Source organism: Haemophilus sp. HN_Hi08 (assembly GCF_049824455.1).
Taxonomy (GTDB): Bacteria; Pseudomonadota; Gammaproteobacteria; order Enterobacterales; family Pasteurellaceae; genus Haemophilus; species Haemophilus influenzae_D.
In genome coordinates, this window is the sequence record NZ_CP187493.1 from 240,470 (window position 1) to 258,980 (window position 18,511).

At 36.7% G+C, this 18,511-nt stretch carries 16 protein-coding genes and 1 tRNA gene; 13 read left to right on the forward strand and 4 right to left on the reverse strand.

Annotated elements, in window-relative coordinates; translation table 11 throughout:
- Positions 1–290 precede the first annotated feature (290 nt).
- On the reverse strand, positions 291–1,379 hold the full coding sequence (locus tag ACPT8O_RS01210; RefSeq protein ID WP_021034638.1) for an ATP-binding protein: 1,089 nt from the start codon (positions 1,377–1,379) through the stop codon (positions 291–293).
- A 245-nt stretch (positions 1,380–1,624) separates the two neighbouring features.
- Positions 1,625–1,719, reverse strand: a tRNA-Sec gene (locus tag ACPT8O_RS01215).
- Between the two features lie 70 nt (positions 1,720–1,789).
- On the opposite strand from ACPT8O_RS01215, the gene selA reads away from it, so the two are divergent.
- The 5 genes from selA to ACPT8O_RS01240 all read left to right on the forward strand — a co-directional run bounded on the left by selA (position 1,790) and on the right by ACPT8O_RS01240 (position 6,628).
- Positions 1,790–3,175, forward strand: a complete 1,386-nt coding sequence (gene selA, locus ACPT8O_RS01220; protein ID WP_021034637.1) for an L-seryl-tRNA(Sec) selenium transferase — start codon at positions 1,790–1,792, stop codon at positions 3,173–3,175.
- Positions 3,172–5,031: a selenocysteine-specific translation elongation factor gene (selB, locus tag ACPT8O_RS01225; protein WP_021034636.1), complete on the forward strand. Its 1,860-nt coding sequence runs from the start codon at positions 3,172–3,174 to the stop codon at positions 5,029–5,031. The genes selA and selB overlap by 4 nt, the downstream gene beginning before the upstream one ends.
- An 18-nt stretch (positions 5,032–5,049) precedes the next feature.
- A complete protein-coding gene (locus tag ACPT8O_RS01230; RefSeq protein WP_054249344.1) occupies positions 5,050–5,904 on the forward strand; it encodes a DUF3298 domain-containing protein in 855 nt (284 codons plus the stop codon).
- A gap of 119 nt (positions 5,905–6,023) precedes the next feature.
- Positions 6,024–6,320: a type II toxin-antitoxin system RelB/DinJ family antitoxin gene (locus ACPT8O_RS01235; protein WP_005692346.1), complete on the forward strand. Its 297-nt coding sequence runs from the start codon at positions 6,024–6,026 to the stop codon at positions 6,318–6,320.
- The gene (locus ACPT8O_RS01240; RefSeq protein ID WP_094037805.1) at positions 6,320–6,628 is read left to right on the forward strand and encodes a YafQ family addiction module toxin; all 309 of its coding nucleotides are present in this window, start codon (positions 6,320–6,322) and stop codon (positions 6,626–6,628) included. The genes ACPT8O_RS01235 and ACPT8O_RS01240 overlap by 1 nt, the downstream gene beginning before the upstream one ends.
- Before the next feature lie 56 nt (positions 6,629–6,684).
- Here ACPT8O_RS01240 and ACPT8O_RS01245 read toward each other — a convergent pair whose 3' ends face one another.
- Entirely contained in the window at positions 6,685–9,897 is a 3,213-nt protein-coding gene (locus ACPT8O_RS01245) for a TonB-dependent hemoglobin/transferrin/lactoferrin family receptor (protein ID WP_425613321.1), read from the reverse strand.
- A 300-nt stretch (positions 9,898–10,197) separates the two neighbouring features.
- Between ACPT8O_RS01245 and tig the strand changes: the two genes are divergently transcribed.
- The 8 genes from tig (at position 10,198) to htpX (ending at position 16,934) form a co-directional block, all read left to right on the forward strand.
- Entirely contained in the window at positions 10,198–11,496 is a 1,299-nt protein-coding gene (gene tig, locus ACPT8O_RS01250; protein ID WP_005661950.1) for a trigger factor, read from the forward strand.
- Positions 11,497–11,588: 92 nt separating this feature from the next.
- The gene (gene clpP, locus ACPT8O_RS01255) at positions 11,589–12,200 is read left to right on the forward strand and encodes an ATP-dependent Clp endopeptidase proteolytic subunit ClpP (protein WP_257005503.1); all 612 of its coding nucleotides are present in this window, start codon (positions 11,589–11,591) and stop codon (positions 12,198–12,200) included.
- A 9-nt stretch (positions 12,201–12,209) separates the two neighbouring features.
- Positions 12,210–13,445: an ATP-dependent protease ATP-binding subunit ClpX gene (gene clpX / locus ACPT8O_RS01260; RefSeq protein ID WP_032823723.1), complete on the forward strand. Its 1,236-nt coding sequence runs from the start codon at positions 12,210–12,212 to the stop codon at positions 13,443–13,445.
- 143 nt (positions 13,446–13,588) lie between these two features.
- Positions 13,589–14,005 carry a preprotein translocase subunit SecE gene (gene secE, locus ACPT8O_RS01265; RefSeq protein WP_005648602.1) on the forward strand — a complete coding sequence of 139 codons (417 nt, stop codon included), beginning with the start codon at positions 13,589–13,591 and terminating at the stop codon, positions 14,003–14,005.
- 1 nt (position 14,006) lies between these two features.
- Positions 14,007–14,564 (forward strand): transcription termination/antitermination protein NusG, encoded by a 558-nt coding sequence (nusG, locus tag ACPT8O_RS01270; RefSeq protein ID WP_005648601.1) that lies wholly within the window; start codon positions 14,007–14,009, stop codon positions 14,562–14,564.
- Between the two features lie 150 nt (positions 14,565–14,714).
- A complete protein-coding gene (locus ACPT8O_RS01275; protein ID WP_021034630.1) occupies positions 14,715–15,467 on the forward strand; it encodes an MlaA family lipoprotein in 753 nt (250 codons plus the stop codon).
- 56 nt (positions 15,468–15,523) lie between these two features.
- The gene (locus ACPT8O_RS01280) at positions 15,524–15,913 is read left to right on the forward strand and encodes a RidA family protein (protein ID WP_005630808.1); all 390 of its coding nucleotides are present in this window, start codon (positions 15,524–15,526) and stop codon (positions 15,911–15,913) included.
- A 166-nt stretch (positions 15,914–16,079) separates the two neighbouring features.
- Entirely contained in the window at positions 16,080–16,934 is an 855-nt protein-coding gene (gene htpX, locus ACPT8O_RS01285; protein WP_172454848.1) for a protease HtpX, read from the forward strand.
- A gap of 123 nt (positions 16,935–17,057) precedes the next feature.
- Here htpX and ACPT8O_RS01290 read toward each other — a convergent pair whose 3' ends face one another.
- Entirely contained in the window at positions 17,058–18,380 is a 1,323-nt protein-coding gene (locus ACPT8O_RS01290) for an anaerobic C4-dicarboxylate transporter (RefSeq protein WP_021034629.1), read from the reverse strand.
- Positions 18,381–18,511 lie beyond the last annotated feature (131 nt).

The following is an 18,511-nucleotide window of genomic DNA, read 5'->3' on the forward strand; positions in this document are numbered from 1 at the left end:
TACGTGGATTTATGCAGGCTTATATGGATTGGCGTAGGGAATGGGAGTTGAATTTGAGCTGTAACTTTATGAAAAATAAGGATATTATTTTTTAGCATTAAAATTATGGTACAAAATATAGTACTAAAAATTTTTTTTCGTTGATTTTTGATTGTTTTTTAATCAAATTTAAAAGCAACCCTAAATGATGATTTGCCAGTGTCTAAAATCAAACTTTAAACATCTTAAAGCTACCAGCAAAAAATAAAAATGCGATCTATTTGACCGCACTTTATTGTTTGATATTTGCCTTAGCTATTTTCCTTAATCCACGTTTGAAAATATGGGCTGTTTATTTTTATTGTGCCGTTTGCGTTACGTGTAATAAGCTCTTTTCTTTCTAGCTTTCTCACTTTCCCTTGTATTGTGCTTGAGCTAATATCTTCTATCCCTAACGCTTTAGCAAAATAGGCGCGTTTTTCTTTGCTATATAGTGCATTTTCGCCATTTACAACGCTCTTTAATATTTCCCGTTCTATTGAGCTTAATTCTTGCCATATCTTCACGCTGTCGCCTAATTCACTCATTTGAGTAATCCTATATTCTGATGCTTGTTTAAGTGATAGATTAGGGTTGATAATCATATCTTGAGCAATTGAACGCATATAAAGAGGGGTAAAATTAAATCGTGCAAAGAGTTCATAAAATTGATGCTTGTCGATTTCTTGCCCTGTTCTGCTGTGATAAATATCGGCTAGAAAATCCGTAAAATCTTTGCCTAAATTTGGGAAGTCTAAAGGGTGCGCAAAATGAAAAAACGGTGCTTTGTTGTCATTAAACATTGCCCGCAATCCATTTGTGCTACTCCCTGTGAAAATCACTTTTATCTTTTGTTGATTTATATCTAAACCAGTACGCAATGAACGGATTAGCCCTATAGTATGGCTCACTCTTGCCAGTTCTTGAACTTCATCAAGTAACATTAAAACGGGTTTATCGCTAGATTCTGTAATGGCATTAATAATCTGAACAAGGCTTAATTCATCAAGTTTAGTTTGATTTTTATCTTGTAATTCAACGCTTACGCCCATTAAGTCAATGGCTTTTAGTTTATCAAACAAGTTATTGGTTTTGCCGTCCACCACATCAAGAAAGTGTATTAGCTCACGTGTAAAAACATTGCTCAACTCGTTACTAGTCCTATCCATAAAACTAAAATAGAACACATTAAACCCTAATTTCTCTGCTTTCGGCTTTACGTCATTAAGTAAAAATTGGGTTTTCCCCATTCTGCGTGGTGCAAAAAGGGTTATGGCGTGTAATATTCCATCTTTTAGGCTTGATAGTAATCGTTCTGCTAATTCAGAACGGGGGAAATAAAGGGGATCTACCTGTGTCATTTTTAGCCTCTTTATATTGTTTTATACTCTCTATGTATAATTATACGTTTAATGTATAAAAATGTATAAGCTTTTATTCTGTTTCTGTTGGCTGTCGTATGATCATGATGAAAGATGATTATCGCTAGTAGTTAGAAATTAAAAGGCTTGCGGTGCTTTATCCACCATACGCAATGATAAAGAGGTGTGTACACTAGGTTTTACTGGTGGATTGTTTACGTGGATTTATGTGGGTTTATATGGATTGGCGGAGGGGAATGGGAGTTGAACCCACCCAAGAACGCTGGCGTCCTCAACAGGATTTGAAATCCTGCCACCTCACCGGAGATGACGCCCCTCCGTGGTTGAAATTGCAGTTACTTTAGCGTAAATTAATCGGCAATTCAACGTTATTTTAAACGGATTCAAAAATGACCGCACTTTTTCAACAACTACCTTCCGTTGATAAAATTCTCAAAACATCTCAAGGCTCACAACTCATTACCGAATTTGGTCACACTGCAGTCGTGGCAACGTCTCGAGAATTATTAACGCAAGCTCGTCAATTTATTCAAAAAAATAATCAACTTCCTGAATATTTTTCTAATTTTGACCGCACTTTTGTAGAAATTCATTCTCGCCTACAAAAACAAAACCAAGTACAAATCAAAGCGGTGCATAATCTGACAGGTACGGTATTGCACACAAATCTTGGGCGGGCACTTTGGTCTGAAGCAGCACAACAAGCAGCGCTTTCTGTGATGCAAAAAAATGTTTCGCTTGAATATGATTTAGATGAAGGTAAGCGTAGTCATCGCGATAATTACATCAGTGAATTATTATGCAAACTCACAGGTGCTGAAGCAGCCTGTATTGTGAATAACAACGCCGCCGCAGTATTATTAATGTTAGCGACCTTTGCTCAAGGTAAAGAAGTAATTATTTCTCGTGGCGAATTAATTGAAATCGGCGGTGCATTTCGTATTCCAGATATTATGGAACAAGCTGGATGTCATTTAGTGGAAGTGGGCACCACTAATCGTACTCACCTTAAAGATTATCGTAATGCTATCACTGAAAATACGGCTTTTTTAATGAAAGTGCATAGTAGCAATTATCAAATTTGTGGTTTTACCTCTTCAGTTTCAGAAAAAGAGCTTGCGGAACTAGGGCGAGAAATGAATGTACCCGTAGTAACTGATTTAGGCAGCGGTGCATTAGTTGATTTAAGCCAATATGGCTTGCCAAAAGAACCAACCGTGCAAGAAAAAGTCGCCCAAGGTGTAGATTTGGTCTCTTTCTCTGGCGATAAATTGCTTGGAGGCGTGCAAGCAGGCATTATCGTGGGTAAAAAAGAATGGATCGAACAATTACAAGCACATCCTCTCAAGCGTGCATTACGTTGCGATAAAGTTATTTTATCAGGCTTAGAAGCCACATTACGTTTATATTTAAATCCTGAAAAATTAACTGAAAAATTACCAACTTTGCGATTACTCACGCAACCATTAGAACAACTCAAAATAAATGCTATGCGTCTCAAAGAGCGGTTAGAATCTCGCTTAAATTCACAATTTGAGATTCAAATTGAAGTTAGCCAAGCACAAATCGGTAGCGGCTCACAACCAATGGAAAGAATCCCTTCTGTGGCTGTCACTATTGCAGAAAAAACAAACGTAAAACTTTCCGCACTTTCAGCTCGCTTTAAACAACTTTCTCAACCTATTATTGGGCGAATGGAAAACGGAAAAATTTGGCTAGATTTACGTAGCCTTGCGGATATTGAAACATTATTAAATACATTGGATGAACTATGATTATTGTTACTTCAGGTCACGTTGATCACGGCAAAACAGCATTATTAAAAGCATTAACTGGCAAAAGCACCGCCCATTTACCAGAAGAAAAAAAACGCGGCATGACCATTGATTTAGGGTATGCCTATCTGCCGTTAGAAAACAAAGTGCTTGGCTTTATTGATGTACCGGGACACGAAAAATTCTTGTCAAATATGCAGGCAGGCTTAGGTGGTGTGCATTATGCAATGTTAATTGTCGCTGCCGATGAAGGCGTTGCAACGCAAACAAAAGAACATTTAGCAATCTTACGCCAACTTCAATTCCACGAAATTATTGTTGTCATCACAAAAGCAGATCGTACAAATCTAGAGCAAATAGAATCGTTAATCCAAGAAATTAAACAAAATTATAGTTTTTTACGTGGTGCTAATTACTTCGTTACCTCAGCAGAAACGGGACAAGGTATCAATGAATTACGTCATTACTTAGCTAATCTACCTGAATTAGCTGATACCCAGAAACCTTTCCGTTACGCAATAGACCGAGTATTCAACGTAAAAGGGGCGGGTACCGTCGTGACAGGCACAGCCTTTTCAGGAACAGTGAAAGTAAACGATGAAATTTACCTTTCCACTGGACAGAAAGTTCGTATAAAAGCGATTCACGCACAAAATACATCAAGCGAACAAGGTATTGCGGGGCAACGTTTAGCGTTAAATTTAAATGCTGATTTAGACCGCACGCCAATGAAACGAGGCGATTGGTTATTGCAGAATGAGCCACTTCCACCAACAGATCGCATCAGTGTACAAATTTTGGCTGAAGTACCATTAAATGAAAGCCAACCTGTGCATATTTATCACGGAGCAAGTCGCACTACGGGTAAACTCACCTTATTACAGGGAAAAAATACCGCAAAAAATGACCGCACTTTAGCTGAAATCATATTAGATTCGCCATTATTCTTGGCTTTTGGAGACAAACTTATTTTACGCAGTGGCGATACAAAAACCTTAATTGCCGGCGCACGAGTATTGGAAATAAACTCGCCAAAACGTCATAAACGCACTGAAGTGCGGTTAAATTTCCTAGCAAATTTAGCATTGGCAGAGAACGCTTCGCAACGTATTGCGCTTACCCTTCAACATAATGCGACAACAGCACGCCAATTAATGTGGACGGAACAACTAACAGAAACGCAACTCGACCAAGCTCTTTCCGAACGTGACGCGGTACGTTATCAAGATTGGTGTTTTAATACTAATTACATACAAGAAAAAACACAGCAAATTTTAACCACACTTAATACTTACCACGAGCAACATAATGATCAACTTGGTGTAAGCAAAGCCAGATTATATCGAATGACCGCCTTAAACCAGCCTGAAAACTTGATCAATCATTTTATTGATGAAATGTTAGAAGAGGGAAGATTACAGCAAACTCGAGGTTGGCTTCACTTACCCGAACATAAAATCCAATTTAGCCAAGAAGAACAAAAACGTTGGGTGGATGTGTTGAATGAATTTGAAAAAGCCCAAGGTCAAGCCATTTGGGTACGTGATATGGCAAATGCTCTCGCTATTGATGAATCAATTATGCGTAATTTTATGTATAAAGCAGGGAAATTGGGTTACCTCACGCCAATCGTGAAAGATAGATTTTTCTTAACTGAAACTATCTATGCTTATGCAAGACTTATTAAACAAATCGCAGAAGAAAAAGGCAAAGTTTCAGTAAATGAAGTACGTGATAAATTGAATTTCGGGCGCAAACTTACCGTTCAACTGATGGAATATTTCGACCGAATGGGGTTTTTACGTCGCAAAGGTAATAGCCATATTCTACGCGATAAGAATGTTTTTGATTTATGATTTAAAAAGGAAAAAAGTATGAAAAAAACGCTCGTTGCTGCATTAATTAGTTCTGTCATCTTACTCACAGGCTGCCAAGATAAAGATACTGAAGCAAAAATAAAACAACTAAATCAAACGGTAGCACAACTCAGTGCTGAAAATACTAAATTAAAAGAGCAAATAGAAAAAACAGTTCCAGCAATTTTTGTGGAAAATGATGAAATATTTAATCAATCTGAAATTATTAAACATCCTAAATCGAAAGAAGATTACCAGCCTGAAGAAACCAAAATTGAGTATTCAATTTCAACAATAAAAACCAATATTGATTGGCTTAATGATCTATTGTGGAAAAAATTGACTGAAAACGAAGAAATGAAAAATATTTCTCGTGAACAATTTGTAGCACGTTATCAAACCGCTTTTGAGGAAGACAAAAAAGAGGCGAAAGAAACACCATCTTTTGGAATTTCTCATTCTATATGGACAAATTTTATCGGGCAAAAAGAAAAACTTGCAACCTTTGCGATTAGTTTTTATGACTATGAAGGTGGAGCACACGGTATTGAAGGTAATCGCTATTTCACAATTGATCTAACTACACGCCATATTTTGACATTAAATGATTTATTTAATGAAAAAGATTTACCGAAAGTAAAAACGCTTTTATGGGAACAATATAATAATAGCAATAAGGAATATGAACCTATTATTGAAGCCGATAGTTTTAGTTTATCGAACAATATTTACTTAGATTCAAAAGGTGTACATTTTATTTATGATGTTTATGAAATTGCCCCTTACGCAGCAGGAGAGCAAGATTTAATGCTCCATTTTGGGCAACTAGAAGAATTATTTAAACCAGAATTTAGACAGGGTAATGATATTTAAATCCTTTAACTTTTGAATAGCAATCAAAATCCCTAATTACATTAAAAATGAGAGACTATAGATTTTGCACTTCATCTTTATTATAATAGTCTTTCAATGTAATACTAAGGAGAAAAATTATGGCACTTACGAATTCCTCTATCAGCTTTAGAACAGTTGAGCAAACAAAATCAGAAGCTTATCAAGTTATTGAACAATATGGACTTACCCCATCACAAGTATTCAATATGTTTTTGGCTCAAATTGCCAAGACTCGCTCTATCCCTATTGATTTGAATTATCTTCGCCCAAATAAAGAAACCCTAGCAGCTATTGATGAATTAGATAGTGGTAACGCAGAGAGCTTTTTTATTGAAGCTAGTGAAAATTATTCTGCCGAAGAATTTACAAAACGCATTCTTAATGGTGGTCAATAATGTCTGAAGGGAAGCCATTAAAAGTGAGCTATTCAAAACAATTTGTAAGAGATTTAACTGATTTAGCTAAACGCTCCCCCAATGTGTTAATTGGCTCAAAATACATTACTGCAATATACTGTTTATTAAATCGTTTACCTTTACCCGAAAACTACCAAGATCACGCATTAATAGGAGAGTGGAAAGGTTATCGAGATTGCCATATTCAAGGCAATTTGGTACTGATTTACCAATACGTTATACAGGATGAATTTGATGAATTGAAATTTTCTCGTTTAAATACACACTCACAAACCGCTTTAAAATAGAAATAATCTTAAACAATAATCCGCACGTAAAATGTGCGGATTATTTTTACATAGTATTAAAACTCAAACTGAACAGACATTCTGTAATTTCTGCCTGGTGCATAAAAGCGGTTTAAGCCTTCACCAGTTTCTGTTTTTACTCGGTTAATGGTGCCAAGATGTCGAATAGAGCGAGCAGAGTCCCAAGTGAGATATTTTTTATTGGTTAAATTATACACACCAGCGGTAAATGTAAGATTTTTAATTGGTTTCCAATAGGCAATCGTATCGATCACTGTATAGCGATTATTACGCCATAATCCGCGAGAATCTTTTACTTCTTTGCCGTTTGCTTTTGATGCATTTATATCTTTTTCCTCGCCGGTATATTGCTTTTCTTTTCTGGCGACCATACTTGTCCATTGAGAATTAAAGCTATCTTTTGCTTTTTTGGCTGCAACATTAGTGATATACATATCCACGCCCCATTTTTGGCTTGGTGCATCATAGCCAATATTGTATACCGATGTGGTTGGTTGTAAGGCATTCATTGGTTGAGGTTTACGAGCAATGGCTTCGTATTCTGGATATTTATCTTTATTCAATTTCAAAAATTCTTCATATTTTGGATGTAATCCATTGTCTTTGATTCTGCCTTTTTGATAGGTAAATTTATAGCCTAAATGGAATCCTTGTAGTTTTTCAAACAAATCGCCCATTTCAAGACGTGAAGCAATTTCGATACCTCTGACTCTTGCTCGATCTCGATTTTGGTTTTGATGGAACGGATAAGTGATAGTAGAGCCTTCTTCAATAGGACGTTCGCCCACTTCTACTAAGTCAATAAAATTACGGTAATCGTTTTGGAATGCATTTAACGTAATATAACTGCTGTTTTTATAAAAAGTGAACGCGACTTCTTTTGTTTTGGAGGTTTCTGCTTTTAAATCTGTGTTAGGCTGAATGGAAAATTGTGGATGTTTAAATGTCATATAAATTTCATCAGAGGTTGGCGCACGAAAACCATTGGCATATTTAAGCTGCACGCGAAGCCAATTTGTGGGATCAAGATTTAATCCTAAATTGTAAGAATGATGTTTATAGTCAGTTTTGCGTAATAACAGGGCAAGATTGTCTTTAAAATTTTGTTTATAACACGGTGTGTCGTAAGCGCAATAAGTATATCCTTTATCTTTAGGCATTGAATATTTACTACCATAAACATAGTCTGTTGACTTAAATTTCTTAAATAGCCCAGTAATTAATCCATTCGGAACTGGAATGTTTTCGTCATAACTAGGCAAATATTTCACATGGTCATAGCGATAATTTAAATCTAGCCCTAGCCAAGAGGTAAGTTGCACATTATCTCCAAAATACAACACATTATTTTTAGTGGTAACAGGGATTAAATAGGTATCTTTGCCTATGTCGGAATTCATTAATTTACATCTGTGAGCACTATGATCAGGTGCAGGAGTATGTTTGCCATTTGCAAATTTGTTACAGAAAAAGTAGTCAGCCCACCATTGCACATTGGCTGCGGTGTTGTATTGATGATTCACCATACTTTTTAGTGTTTTTTCATAAAGACCACCATATTTTAGTTGGTGTTGGGTATGCCATAGGTGAAATTCTTTGTCTAAATCAAGTTTAATTTGTTGGGTATGGGTGTTTAAATCACGGTCATTAACGAAGTCTGTGCTGTAGCCATAGCTTTTTGGAAAGAGAAAACGAGCTTCTTCTTGTTGTTTAACTGTCCAAGTGTCGCTGTATTTTTTATCCATTGATTTTAGTGGAATTTCCCCATATTTTTTGCCATTTAAAGTTTTAGTTTTAATCTCTCGGTCTTCATACTTATATTTGTCCTCCCCATCTTCATCTTTTCCAACAAAAACCCGAAATTTTTTATTACAATCTAATTTTTCGCAATCAATTAAGACCGAATCAAGTGAGCCTCCAGTGGAATCAATATCGTTATCAACATTTTCACCATTCTTATTCTGAAATTGACCATACCAGCCAACGTTTTTGTTGTATGTAAGTTCATCCCCATTTTTATCCACAATTTTATAAACTCCATCTTTTTCTTCTAAATGTAGCCCTTGCGGATTAAGTACACCAGGACAAGTGGATTGATGACAATATTCATCAGAACGTGCTTTATTGGTAATTTTTTGTGAGGAATAACTTAGTTTAATATGATCCCAAAAAGGGGTTTGACTGAAATTTTCATAACTAAATTGGATATTTTTTCTTTTAGATTGATCGTTAATAATACGCTCACCGTGTGTTTCCGCGCATGATGTAACCTTGCATGGCCTAAAAACATAAGACAAATCCATTCCTTTAGTTTCTAAAGTAGAATCATCTAATGCTACGCTCAAGCGATGGTTTTCATTAGGCTGAAAGCCCAGTTTTATTAATGTGCTTTGGCGGGTAATTTGATAAGGATCAGCTTTTTCACGGGTAGGACCAACCGCACTTAAATCCGCCTGTTTATTGGGATAAATTTTATAATCGTAGTTTTCTATTTCGTGCCCATCACGTTTTGTATCAACGACTAAAATATCAAATTTTTTAGAACGTCCTGCTAATGTAAGTGTCTTAAGGTTTTGATTATTCATTGTTTGATAACCACGTTTATAGGAAAGATAATAATCTTTATCTAGCAGATAATCTCGAGCATCTTTAGTTTCAAATATAACAGAGCCACCCAATGCACCACTACCAGATTTTAAGGAGTCAGCACCTTTGGTAATAGTTGCTGTTTTAACATTTTCAATTTCAATGCTATTACGAGTATTATTAAAATTGCCATAGCCTTCAAATAGTTCTTTAAATCCTTGAGAGCTTAAGGTTTCAGCTTGACGAAGCCCATCAACCATAATACCCACACGGTTTTCATCAACCCCTCGAACTGCATAACCACTTGCGCCCGTTCTACCTGTTTCAACCACCGTAATACCTGTTTCATAGCGAACGAGATCACGAGAATCTGACGCCTGCTGTTTCGCTAATTTTTTGGCAGAAATTTGGGTTTCACCTACCTTTTTCTCTTTCACATTAATTGTTTCTGTGCTTCCTGAAACATTAATTTGTTCTAGTTGTTCAGAAACATTACTATTTTGGTTGGTTGGTTGGTTGGTTGGTTGGTTGGTTGGTTGGTTGGTTGGTTGGTTGGTTGGTTGGTTGGTTGGTTGGTTGGTTGGTTGGGCAGCATAGGCTGTGCTTGCATTTAATGCAAATGCAATAGAGCAAGCAAGCAGGCTGAATTTAAAGTTGGTCATAGGTTTCCTTATTTTTTAATGATAATAATTATTATACATATTAAATAATTGAATTTATTTAATCAATATCAAAAAAAAGTATAATAAGTACAAAATCCTAATTGCTTTGTATGAGCAGAAAAGAAAATCATTTTTGACCGCACTTTTGTTTGTAAGTCATATTTTAAAATCATCAAAATTTAATTTTTAATCACTCTTTTATCGACTGCGTAGATTTCTTTCGTTATAATTGAGTGTCTTTTTATTTAACAAACGTGTTCGGTGTGGATTTGACCGAGTGCAAATTAATTGAGGTAACAAATGTCATTAAATATTGAAACAACTCAAGGTTTAGAACGCCGCGTAGCGATTACCGTTCCAACTGAAATTGTCTCTAAAGCCGTTCGTGAAGAATTTAAACGTGCTGCAAAAAATGTGCGCGTAGATGGTTTCCGTAAAGGCCATGTGCCTGCCCATATCATTGAACAACGTTTTGGTGCGTCAATTCGTCAAGATGTATTAAACGATTTATTACCACGTCATTTTTTTGATGCTGTTATTGCAGAAAAAATTAATATTGCAGGTCGTCCAACTTTTGCTATTGAAACTTTTGAAGAAGGTAAAGACTTAGTTTTCACTGCAACTTTCGAGGTTTATCCAGAAGTTAAATTACAAGGTTTAGAAAATATTAAAGTTGAAAAACCAACTGTTGAAATCACGGAAGCTGACATTGATAAAATGATTGATGTGTTACGTAAACAACAAGCTACTTGGGCTGAAAGTCAAGATGTTGTAAAAGCAGATGATCGTGTCACTATTGATTTTGTTGGCTCTGTAGATGGCGAAGAATTTGAAGGTGGTAAAGCTACTGACTTCGTATTATTTATGGGTCAAGGTCGTATGATTCCGGGTTTTGAAGAAGGAATTATTGGTCATAAAGCAGGTGAGCAATTTGATATTGATGTGACTTTCCCAGCGGAATACCACGCAGAAAACTTGAAAGGTAAAGCAGCAAAATTTGCGATTACTTTGAAAAAAATCGAAAATATGGTGTTGCCTGAATTAACAGATGAATTTGTTGCTAAATTTGGCCCTAATACTAAGTCTGTTGCTGATTTGCGTGCAGAAATCCGTAAAAATATGGAACGTGAATTGAAAAATGCGTTAGTTTCTCGTGTTAAACAACAAGTAATCAATGGTTTAATTGAACAAAATCCGATTGATGTGCCAGCTTCTGCAGTAGAAGAAGAAATTAATGTATTACGCAATCAAGCAGCTCAACGTTTTGGCGGTAATGCACAACAAACTGCACAGTTACCACGTGAATTATTTGAAGCGGAAGCAACTCGTCGTGTGCAAGTGGGTTTATTATTCTCTGAAGTGATTAAATCTAATGAATTAAAAGCTGATGAAGAACGCGCTAAAGCAATGATTGCAGATATTGCATCAGCTTACGAGCAGCCAGCAGAAGTTGTGGAATATTACAGTAAAAACGAAGAGTTAATGAATAATATTCGCAATGTAGTATTGGAAGAACAAGCTGTTGATGCAGTACTTGCAAAAGCACAAGTAACAGAAAAAGTTTCTTCATTCGATGAAATTATGAATCCACAAGCATAATAAGTAATATTATTATGATTGAATAAAAGTGCGGTCGCTCTTTTTAATAAAAGCGATCGCATTTTTATTTGTGGGTTATTTACGATAAAATAATTAGCAGTTTTAATGAAAAAGGTAAGAAAATGAGTGTAATTCCTATGGTCGTTGAACAGACTTCGCGTGGCGAACGTTCGTACGACATTTATTCCCGTTTACTAAAAGAACGTGTGATTTTCCTAAGTGGAGAAGTGGAAGATCGTATGGCAAATTTAATTGTGGCACAGCTTCTTTTTTTAGAATCGGAAGATCCAACTAAAGATATTAATATTTATATTAACTCTCCAGGCGGTTCTGTGACCGCAGGTATGGCAATTTACGACACAATGCAATTTATTAAGCCAGATATTCGCACTCTTTGTATTGGTCAGGCTTGTTCAATGGGCGCATTCTTACTTGCTGGCGGAACCGCTGGCAAACGAGCTGCGTTACCCAATGCGCGAGTGATGATCCATCAACCTTTGGGTGGTTTCCGTGGTCAAGCATCGGATATTCAAATTCACGCACAAGAAATTTTGAAAATTAAACACACCTTAAATGATCGTTTAGCATTCCATACAGGACAAAGTATTGAGCGTATTGAGAAAGATACTGACCGCGATAATTTTATGTCAGCTGAAGAAGCACAAGTGTATGGTTTGGTGGATGAAGTCTTGGTTAAACGTTAAGGGTATATAATGACAGACAAAGATAAAGATTTGCACTGCTCTTTTTGCGGAAAGGAAAAAGGCGAAGTAGATAAATTAATTTCTGGCACAGACGGTTATATTTGTAATGAATGTATTGAACTTTGTCACTCAATGCTTGAAGAAAGTCATGATAAAAATTTAGAGGAAAGTGCGGTAGAAAATGAAGAAAAATTACCAACGCCTCACGAAATTCGCGCTCATCTAGATGATTATGTTATTGGTCAAGATTATGCGAAAAAAGTGCTTTCTGTGGCAGTTTATAATCATTATAAACGCTTGCGAACTAACTATGAAAGCAATGATGTAGAGCTTGGTAAAAGTAATATTTTACTTATAGGCCCTACAGGTAGCGGAAAAACGTTACTTGCGCAAACATTAGCTCGTCGTTTAAATGTACCCTTTGCGATGGCGGATGCAACCACATTAACGGAAGCTGGTTATGTGGGGGAAGATGTGGAGAATGTGTTACAGAAACTTTTGCAAAATTGTGAATACGATACTGAAAAAGCAGAGAAAGGCATTATTTATATTGATGAAATTGATAAAATTAGCCGTAAATCGGAAGGCGCATCAATTACTCGAGATGTTTCAGGGGAGGGGGTGCAACAGGCTTTATTAAAACTTATTGAAGGCACAATCGCTTCCATTCCACCTCAAGGCGGTCGTAAACATCCACAACAAGAAATGGTAAAATTGGATACGTCTAAAATTCTCTTTATTTGCGGCGGTGCATTTGCAGGATTAGATAAAATTATTGATAAACGCACTCAAACCAGTACGAGTATTGGTTTTAATGCCAAAGTTGAAAAAGATGAAAAACAACAATCTCTTTCTGAATTATTCCGTCAAGTTGAACCTGATGATTTGATGAAATTTGGTTTAATTCCAGAATTTATTGGACGCTTGCCAATGATTGCCCCATTAAGTGAATTAGACGAAGATGCACTGATACAAATTCTCACAAAACCAAAAAACGCATTAATTAAACAATATCAAGCCTTATTTGGATTGGAAAAAGTAGAATTGGATTTCACACCAGAAGCATTAAAAGCAATGGCGAAAAAAGCACTTGAAAGAAAAACGGGTGCGCGTGGCTTACGTTCTATCGTAGAAGCAGTGTTGTTAGATACTATGTATGATCTACCGTCTCTTGAGAATTTACAAAAAGTTATCGTTGATGAATCGACAATTGTAGATAATCTTGCGCCCAAATTAGAATATTAGATTTAATCGCAAAAGTGCGGTTGTTTTCGCCAGATTTTCTATGTTGATGCTTATTTTCAATAGGCAAGGCGAAAAGAAAATGCTACAATCGCACGTTCTTATGGCATTATTCTTACATTTCCATTTAAAACGGATTCAATTCTATGGCAACCGAAATTGTTGATAAAAAGAAAAATACGCAAGAAGTGATCGTTGAAGGCAAGTCTAAAGGTTTAAATACATTCCTTTGGGTTTTAGCTGTGATCTTTTTTGCTGCTGCGGCAATTGGGAATATTTATTTCCAACAAATCTATTCTTTACCGATTCGTGTTATTGGTATGGCTATTGCATTAGTCATTGCATTTATTTTAGCGGCAATTACTAATCAAGGAACAAAAGCACGCGCATTCTTTAATGACTCTCGCACAGAAGCGCGTAAAGTCGTGTGGCCAACCCGTGCTGAAGCGCGTCAGACAACATTGATCGTTATCGGGGTAACAATGATTGCTTCTCTCTTCTTTTGGGCAGTAGATTCGATTATTGTGACAGTGATTAATTTCTTAACTGATTTGAGATTCTAAAATGACTGAAGAAACAACAGTATCAAAAAAACGTTGGTATGTATTACAAGCGTTTTCTGGCTTTGAAAGTCGTGTAGCTCTAACTTTACGTGAATACATCAAACAACAACAAATGGAAGATCAATTTGGTGAAGTTTTAGTGCCAACTGAAGAAGTAGTGGAAAATGTAGCAGGAAAACGTCGCAAAAGTGAACGTAAATTTTTTCCAGGTTATGTACTTGTAGAAATGGAAATGAATGATGAAACCTGGCATCTAGTAAAAAGCGTGCCAAGAGTGATGGGTTTTATCGGTGGTACACCAGATAAACCTGCGCCTATTTCTAAACGTGAAGCAGATACTATTTTAAATCGCCTTGAACAAAATACTGATAAACCTCGTCATCGAAATGAATATCATCCAGGCGAGGAAGTTCGTGTGACTGAAGGTCCATTTGCTGATTTTAATGGTACAGTAGAAGAAGTAGATTATGAAAAAGGTCGCTTAAAAGTATCTGTATCAATTTTTGGTCGTGCAACACCAGTTGAGCTTGAATTTGGTCAAGTTGAAAAAATACACTAAGAAATAATTAAAAGATAACCGCACTTTTGTAGTGCGGTTTTTTATTTTTAATGTTTGTTGAAACAGCATAAAAGAGTGTTTTTATACGCAAAATTTGTTGTTATTTAACAAATTAGGTAGAATAATCCCATATTTATGTAAGGATCAAAAATGAAAACAAAGGCAATTTTGACCGCACTTTTGGGTGCAATTGCACTAACAGGTTGTGCAAATAACAACGACACGAAACAAGCGAGTGAGCGTAATGATTCCCTTGAAGGCTTCAATCGAGCTATGTGGAAGTTTAACTATAATGTGCTAGATCGCTATGTATTAGAACCTGTTGCAAAAGGTTGGAACAACTATGTGCCTAAGCCGATTTCTTCTGGTCTTGCTGGCATCGCAAATAATCTTGATGAGCCAGTCAGTTTCATAAACCGCTTAATTGAAGGCGAACCGAAAAAAGCATTTGTTCACTTTAATCGTTTTTGGATTAACACTGTATTTGGTCTAGGTGGTTTTATTGATTTTGCAAGTGCAAGCAAAGAATTACGCGTAGATAATCAACGTGGATTTGGGGAAACTTTAGGTAGCTACGGCGTAGATGCTGGCACTTATATTGTGCTACCGATTTATAATGCAACAACGCCACGTCAATTAACGGGTGCTGTGGTTGATGCTGCTTATATGTATCCATTTTGGCAATGGGTTGGCGGTCCGTGGTCGTTAGTGAAATATGGTGTACAAGCAGTGGATACCCGTGCGAAAAATATCAATAATGCAGAATTGTTACGTCAAGCTCAAGATCCATATATCACTTTCCGAGAAGCTTATTATCAAAATTTACAATTTAAAGTAAACGATGGGAAATTAGTCGAAAGCAAAGAATCACTTCCCGATGATATACTAAAAGAAATTGATTAATAAACAGAAAAGTGCGGTAAAAATTACCCAATTTTTTATCAACTAAGGAGAAAATGATGACTCAAATTATTCATACTGAAAAAGCACCAGCAGCCATTGGCCCTTATGTTCAAGCGGTTGATCTTGGCAATTTAGTTTTAACCTCAGGGCAAATTCCAGTGAATCCTGCAACAGGCGAAGTGCCAGCTGACATCGTTGCACAAGCACGCCAATCTTTAGAAAACGTGAAAGCGATTATCGAGAAAGCAGGTTTAACCGCAGCCGATATTGTAAAAACAACGGTTTTCGTGAAAGATCTTAATGATTTTGCTGCGGTTAATGCAGAATACGAACGTTTCTTTAAAGAAAATAATCATCCTAACTTCCCTGCTCGTTCTTGCGTAGAAGTTGCGCGTTTACCAAAAGATGTGGGATTAGAAATTGAAGCGATTGCTGTAAGAAAATAATTTTCTGTTTGGTAATTTCTGCTTAAAAAAGTGCGGTCATAAACTCGCATGTTTTTGACCGTGCTTTTTGTTTGTATGCTGATAACAAAAATTTTACATTACACCTTGAATTTTTTGTGAATTTTCCTCACTAAGGAAATACTTAACCCTAACTTTGAGAGAACACATTATGATGCGTATTCTTCTTTTCTTGGCAACCAATATGGCTGTAATGCTGGTATTAGGTATTATTTTAAATGTGACTGGTATTGCAGGAAATAGCACCGGCGGTATTTTAATTATGGCTTTGCTATTTGGTTTTGCTGGTTCATTAATTTCCTTATTCCTGTCTAAAACGATGGCATTACGTTCTGTGGATGGAGAGGTGATTACTCAACCTCGTAATCAAACTGAACGTTGGTTAATTGATACCGTTAGTCGCCAAGCGCAGAAAGCGGGTATTCCCATGCCAGACGTGGCGATTTATCATTCACCCGATGTGAATGCTTTTGCGACAGGCGCAACGAAAAGCAATTCTTTGGTGGCAGTGAGTACGGGATTATTAAACAACATGACGGAGGCTGAAGCTGAAGCTGTTTTAGCACACGAAATTTCCCATATTTCCAATGGGGATATGGTGACGATGGCGTTATTGCAAGGCGTATTAAATACTTTCGTGATTTTCTTATCTCGCGTTATTGCAACGGCAGTAGCAAGTTCGCGTAACAATAATGGAGAAGAAACGCGCAGTTCAGGTATTTATTTCTTGGTTTCGATGGTATTGGAAATGCTCTTTGGTGTACTTGCAAGTATTATCGCAATGTGGTTCTCGCGCTACCGCGAATTTCGTGCAGATGCTGGTTCCGCAAGTTTAGTAGGCAAAGAAAAGATGATTATGGCATTGCAACGTTTGCAACAACTTCACGAACCCCAAAATCTCGAAGGTTCTTTAAATGCCTTTATGATTAATGGTAAACGCAGTGAACTCTTTATGAGCCATCCACCACTCGAAAAGCGTATTGAAGCCTTACGCAATCTTTAAAAATTATAAAAAATAACCGCACTTATAATCAAAGTGCGGTTATTTTTTGAGTTATTTTCAGTTGATATTAGAACAATAAAAACGGTGCTATTTCAGCACCGTTCTTTGTTATTGCATCACATTTTAAAGAATAATGTGAGAAAGACCCAAACCGATTAACAAACAGAAAAGCATACTTAATAAACCCGGAAGCATAAAGCTGTGGTTTAAAATGTATTTACCGATTTTGGTTGTTCCAGTGGTATCGAAGTCAAGAGATGCGATGATTGGACCGTAGTTAGGAATAAAGAAGTAACCATTTACAGCAACAAATACACCGATTAATACTGGCGCAGGAATACCTAACGCGATACCAAGTGGGAACAATGTTGCTACTGTTGCGCCTTGGCTGTTTACTAATACAGAAAGTACAAATAGCGCAAAAGCAAATGCCCATGGTGCAGTTTCAACTAAGCCTTTTACCATTTCTTTTACTTCAGTAATGTGTGCCTGCATTAAGGTGTCGCCTAACCAAGCAATACCGAAGATTGCGATTACTGCACGCATACCTGCATGGAATACAGAACCTTTGGTAATCGCTGTGCCATCTGGTTTACAAGTTAAGATAATCAATGCACCAATTGAAAGCATAATAATTTCAATGGTATGTGCCATTCCCATTGGTTTTCCATCAAAAACAGGTCGAATAGAAGGAACTGCCCCCATTAACACAACAAGTAAAGCTCCAAATAAGAATAAAGAAACAGAAACTTTAGCTGTTTTGCTGACTTCGATTTCTTCGTTTGATGTGCTACTTGAAAAAGCATCTTCGTATTTTGGATCATTTAAACGACGTTGATATTCTGGATCATCTTTTAACTCTTTTCCCATTTTATTAACAAATAAACAAGTAAGGAAAAGTCCTAGAATAGTTGAAGGAATGGTTACCATTAAAACATCGCCAAGATGAATGCCTTGTGGCTCAAGATAAGCAACCACCGCTACCACTGCCGCAGCGATTGGGCTTGCTACGATAGCAAATTGTGATGCAATTACCGCCATTGACATTGGACGTTCTGGACGAATCCCATTTTGACGGCTTACTTCAGCAATAACGGGTAATACAGAATATGCTACGTGGCCTGTACCCGCTAAGAAAGTGAATAACCAAGTTACTGCTGGCGCAATAAACGTAATGTGTTTAGGATTACGGCGTAAGATTTTGGTTGCGATTTTGATCATGTAGTCTAAACCGCCAGCTGCTTGCATTGCTGCCGCAGCTGCCACAGTAGCCATAATCATAAACATAACATCAATAGGTAAACCTGCTGGTTTCAAGCCAAAGCCAAAAGAAAGAATGGCAAGACCTAAACCACCAAATACACCTAAACCGATACCACCGACACGCGCACCCACAAAGATACACAATAATACGATGGCAAATTGTAGTAAAAACATTGCAGACATACTGCCCCCTAAGTTAATAAAAAAACACTTTGTTTTATTTGTTGAAACGGCGTTTAATATAGCAACAAATAGGTAGCGATTCCATAACTTGGATCAATAAATTATGGTCAAAAGTGCGGTTATTTCGAGCC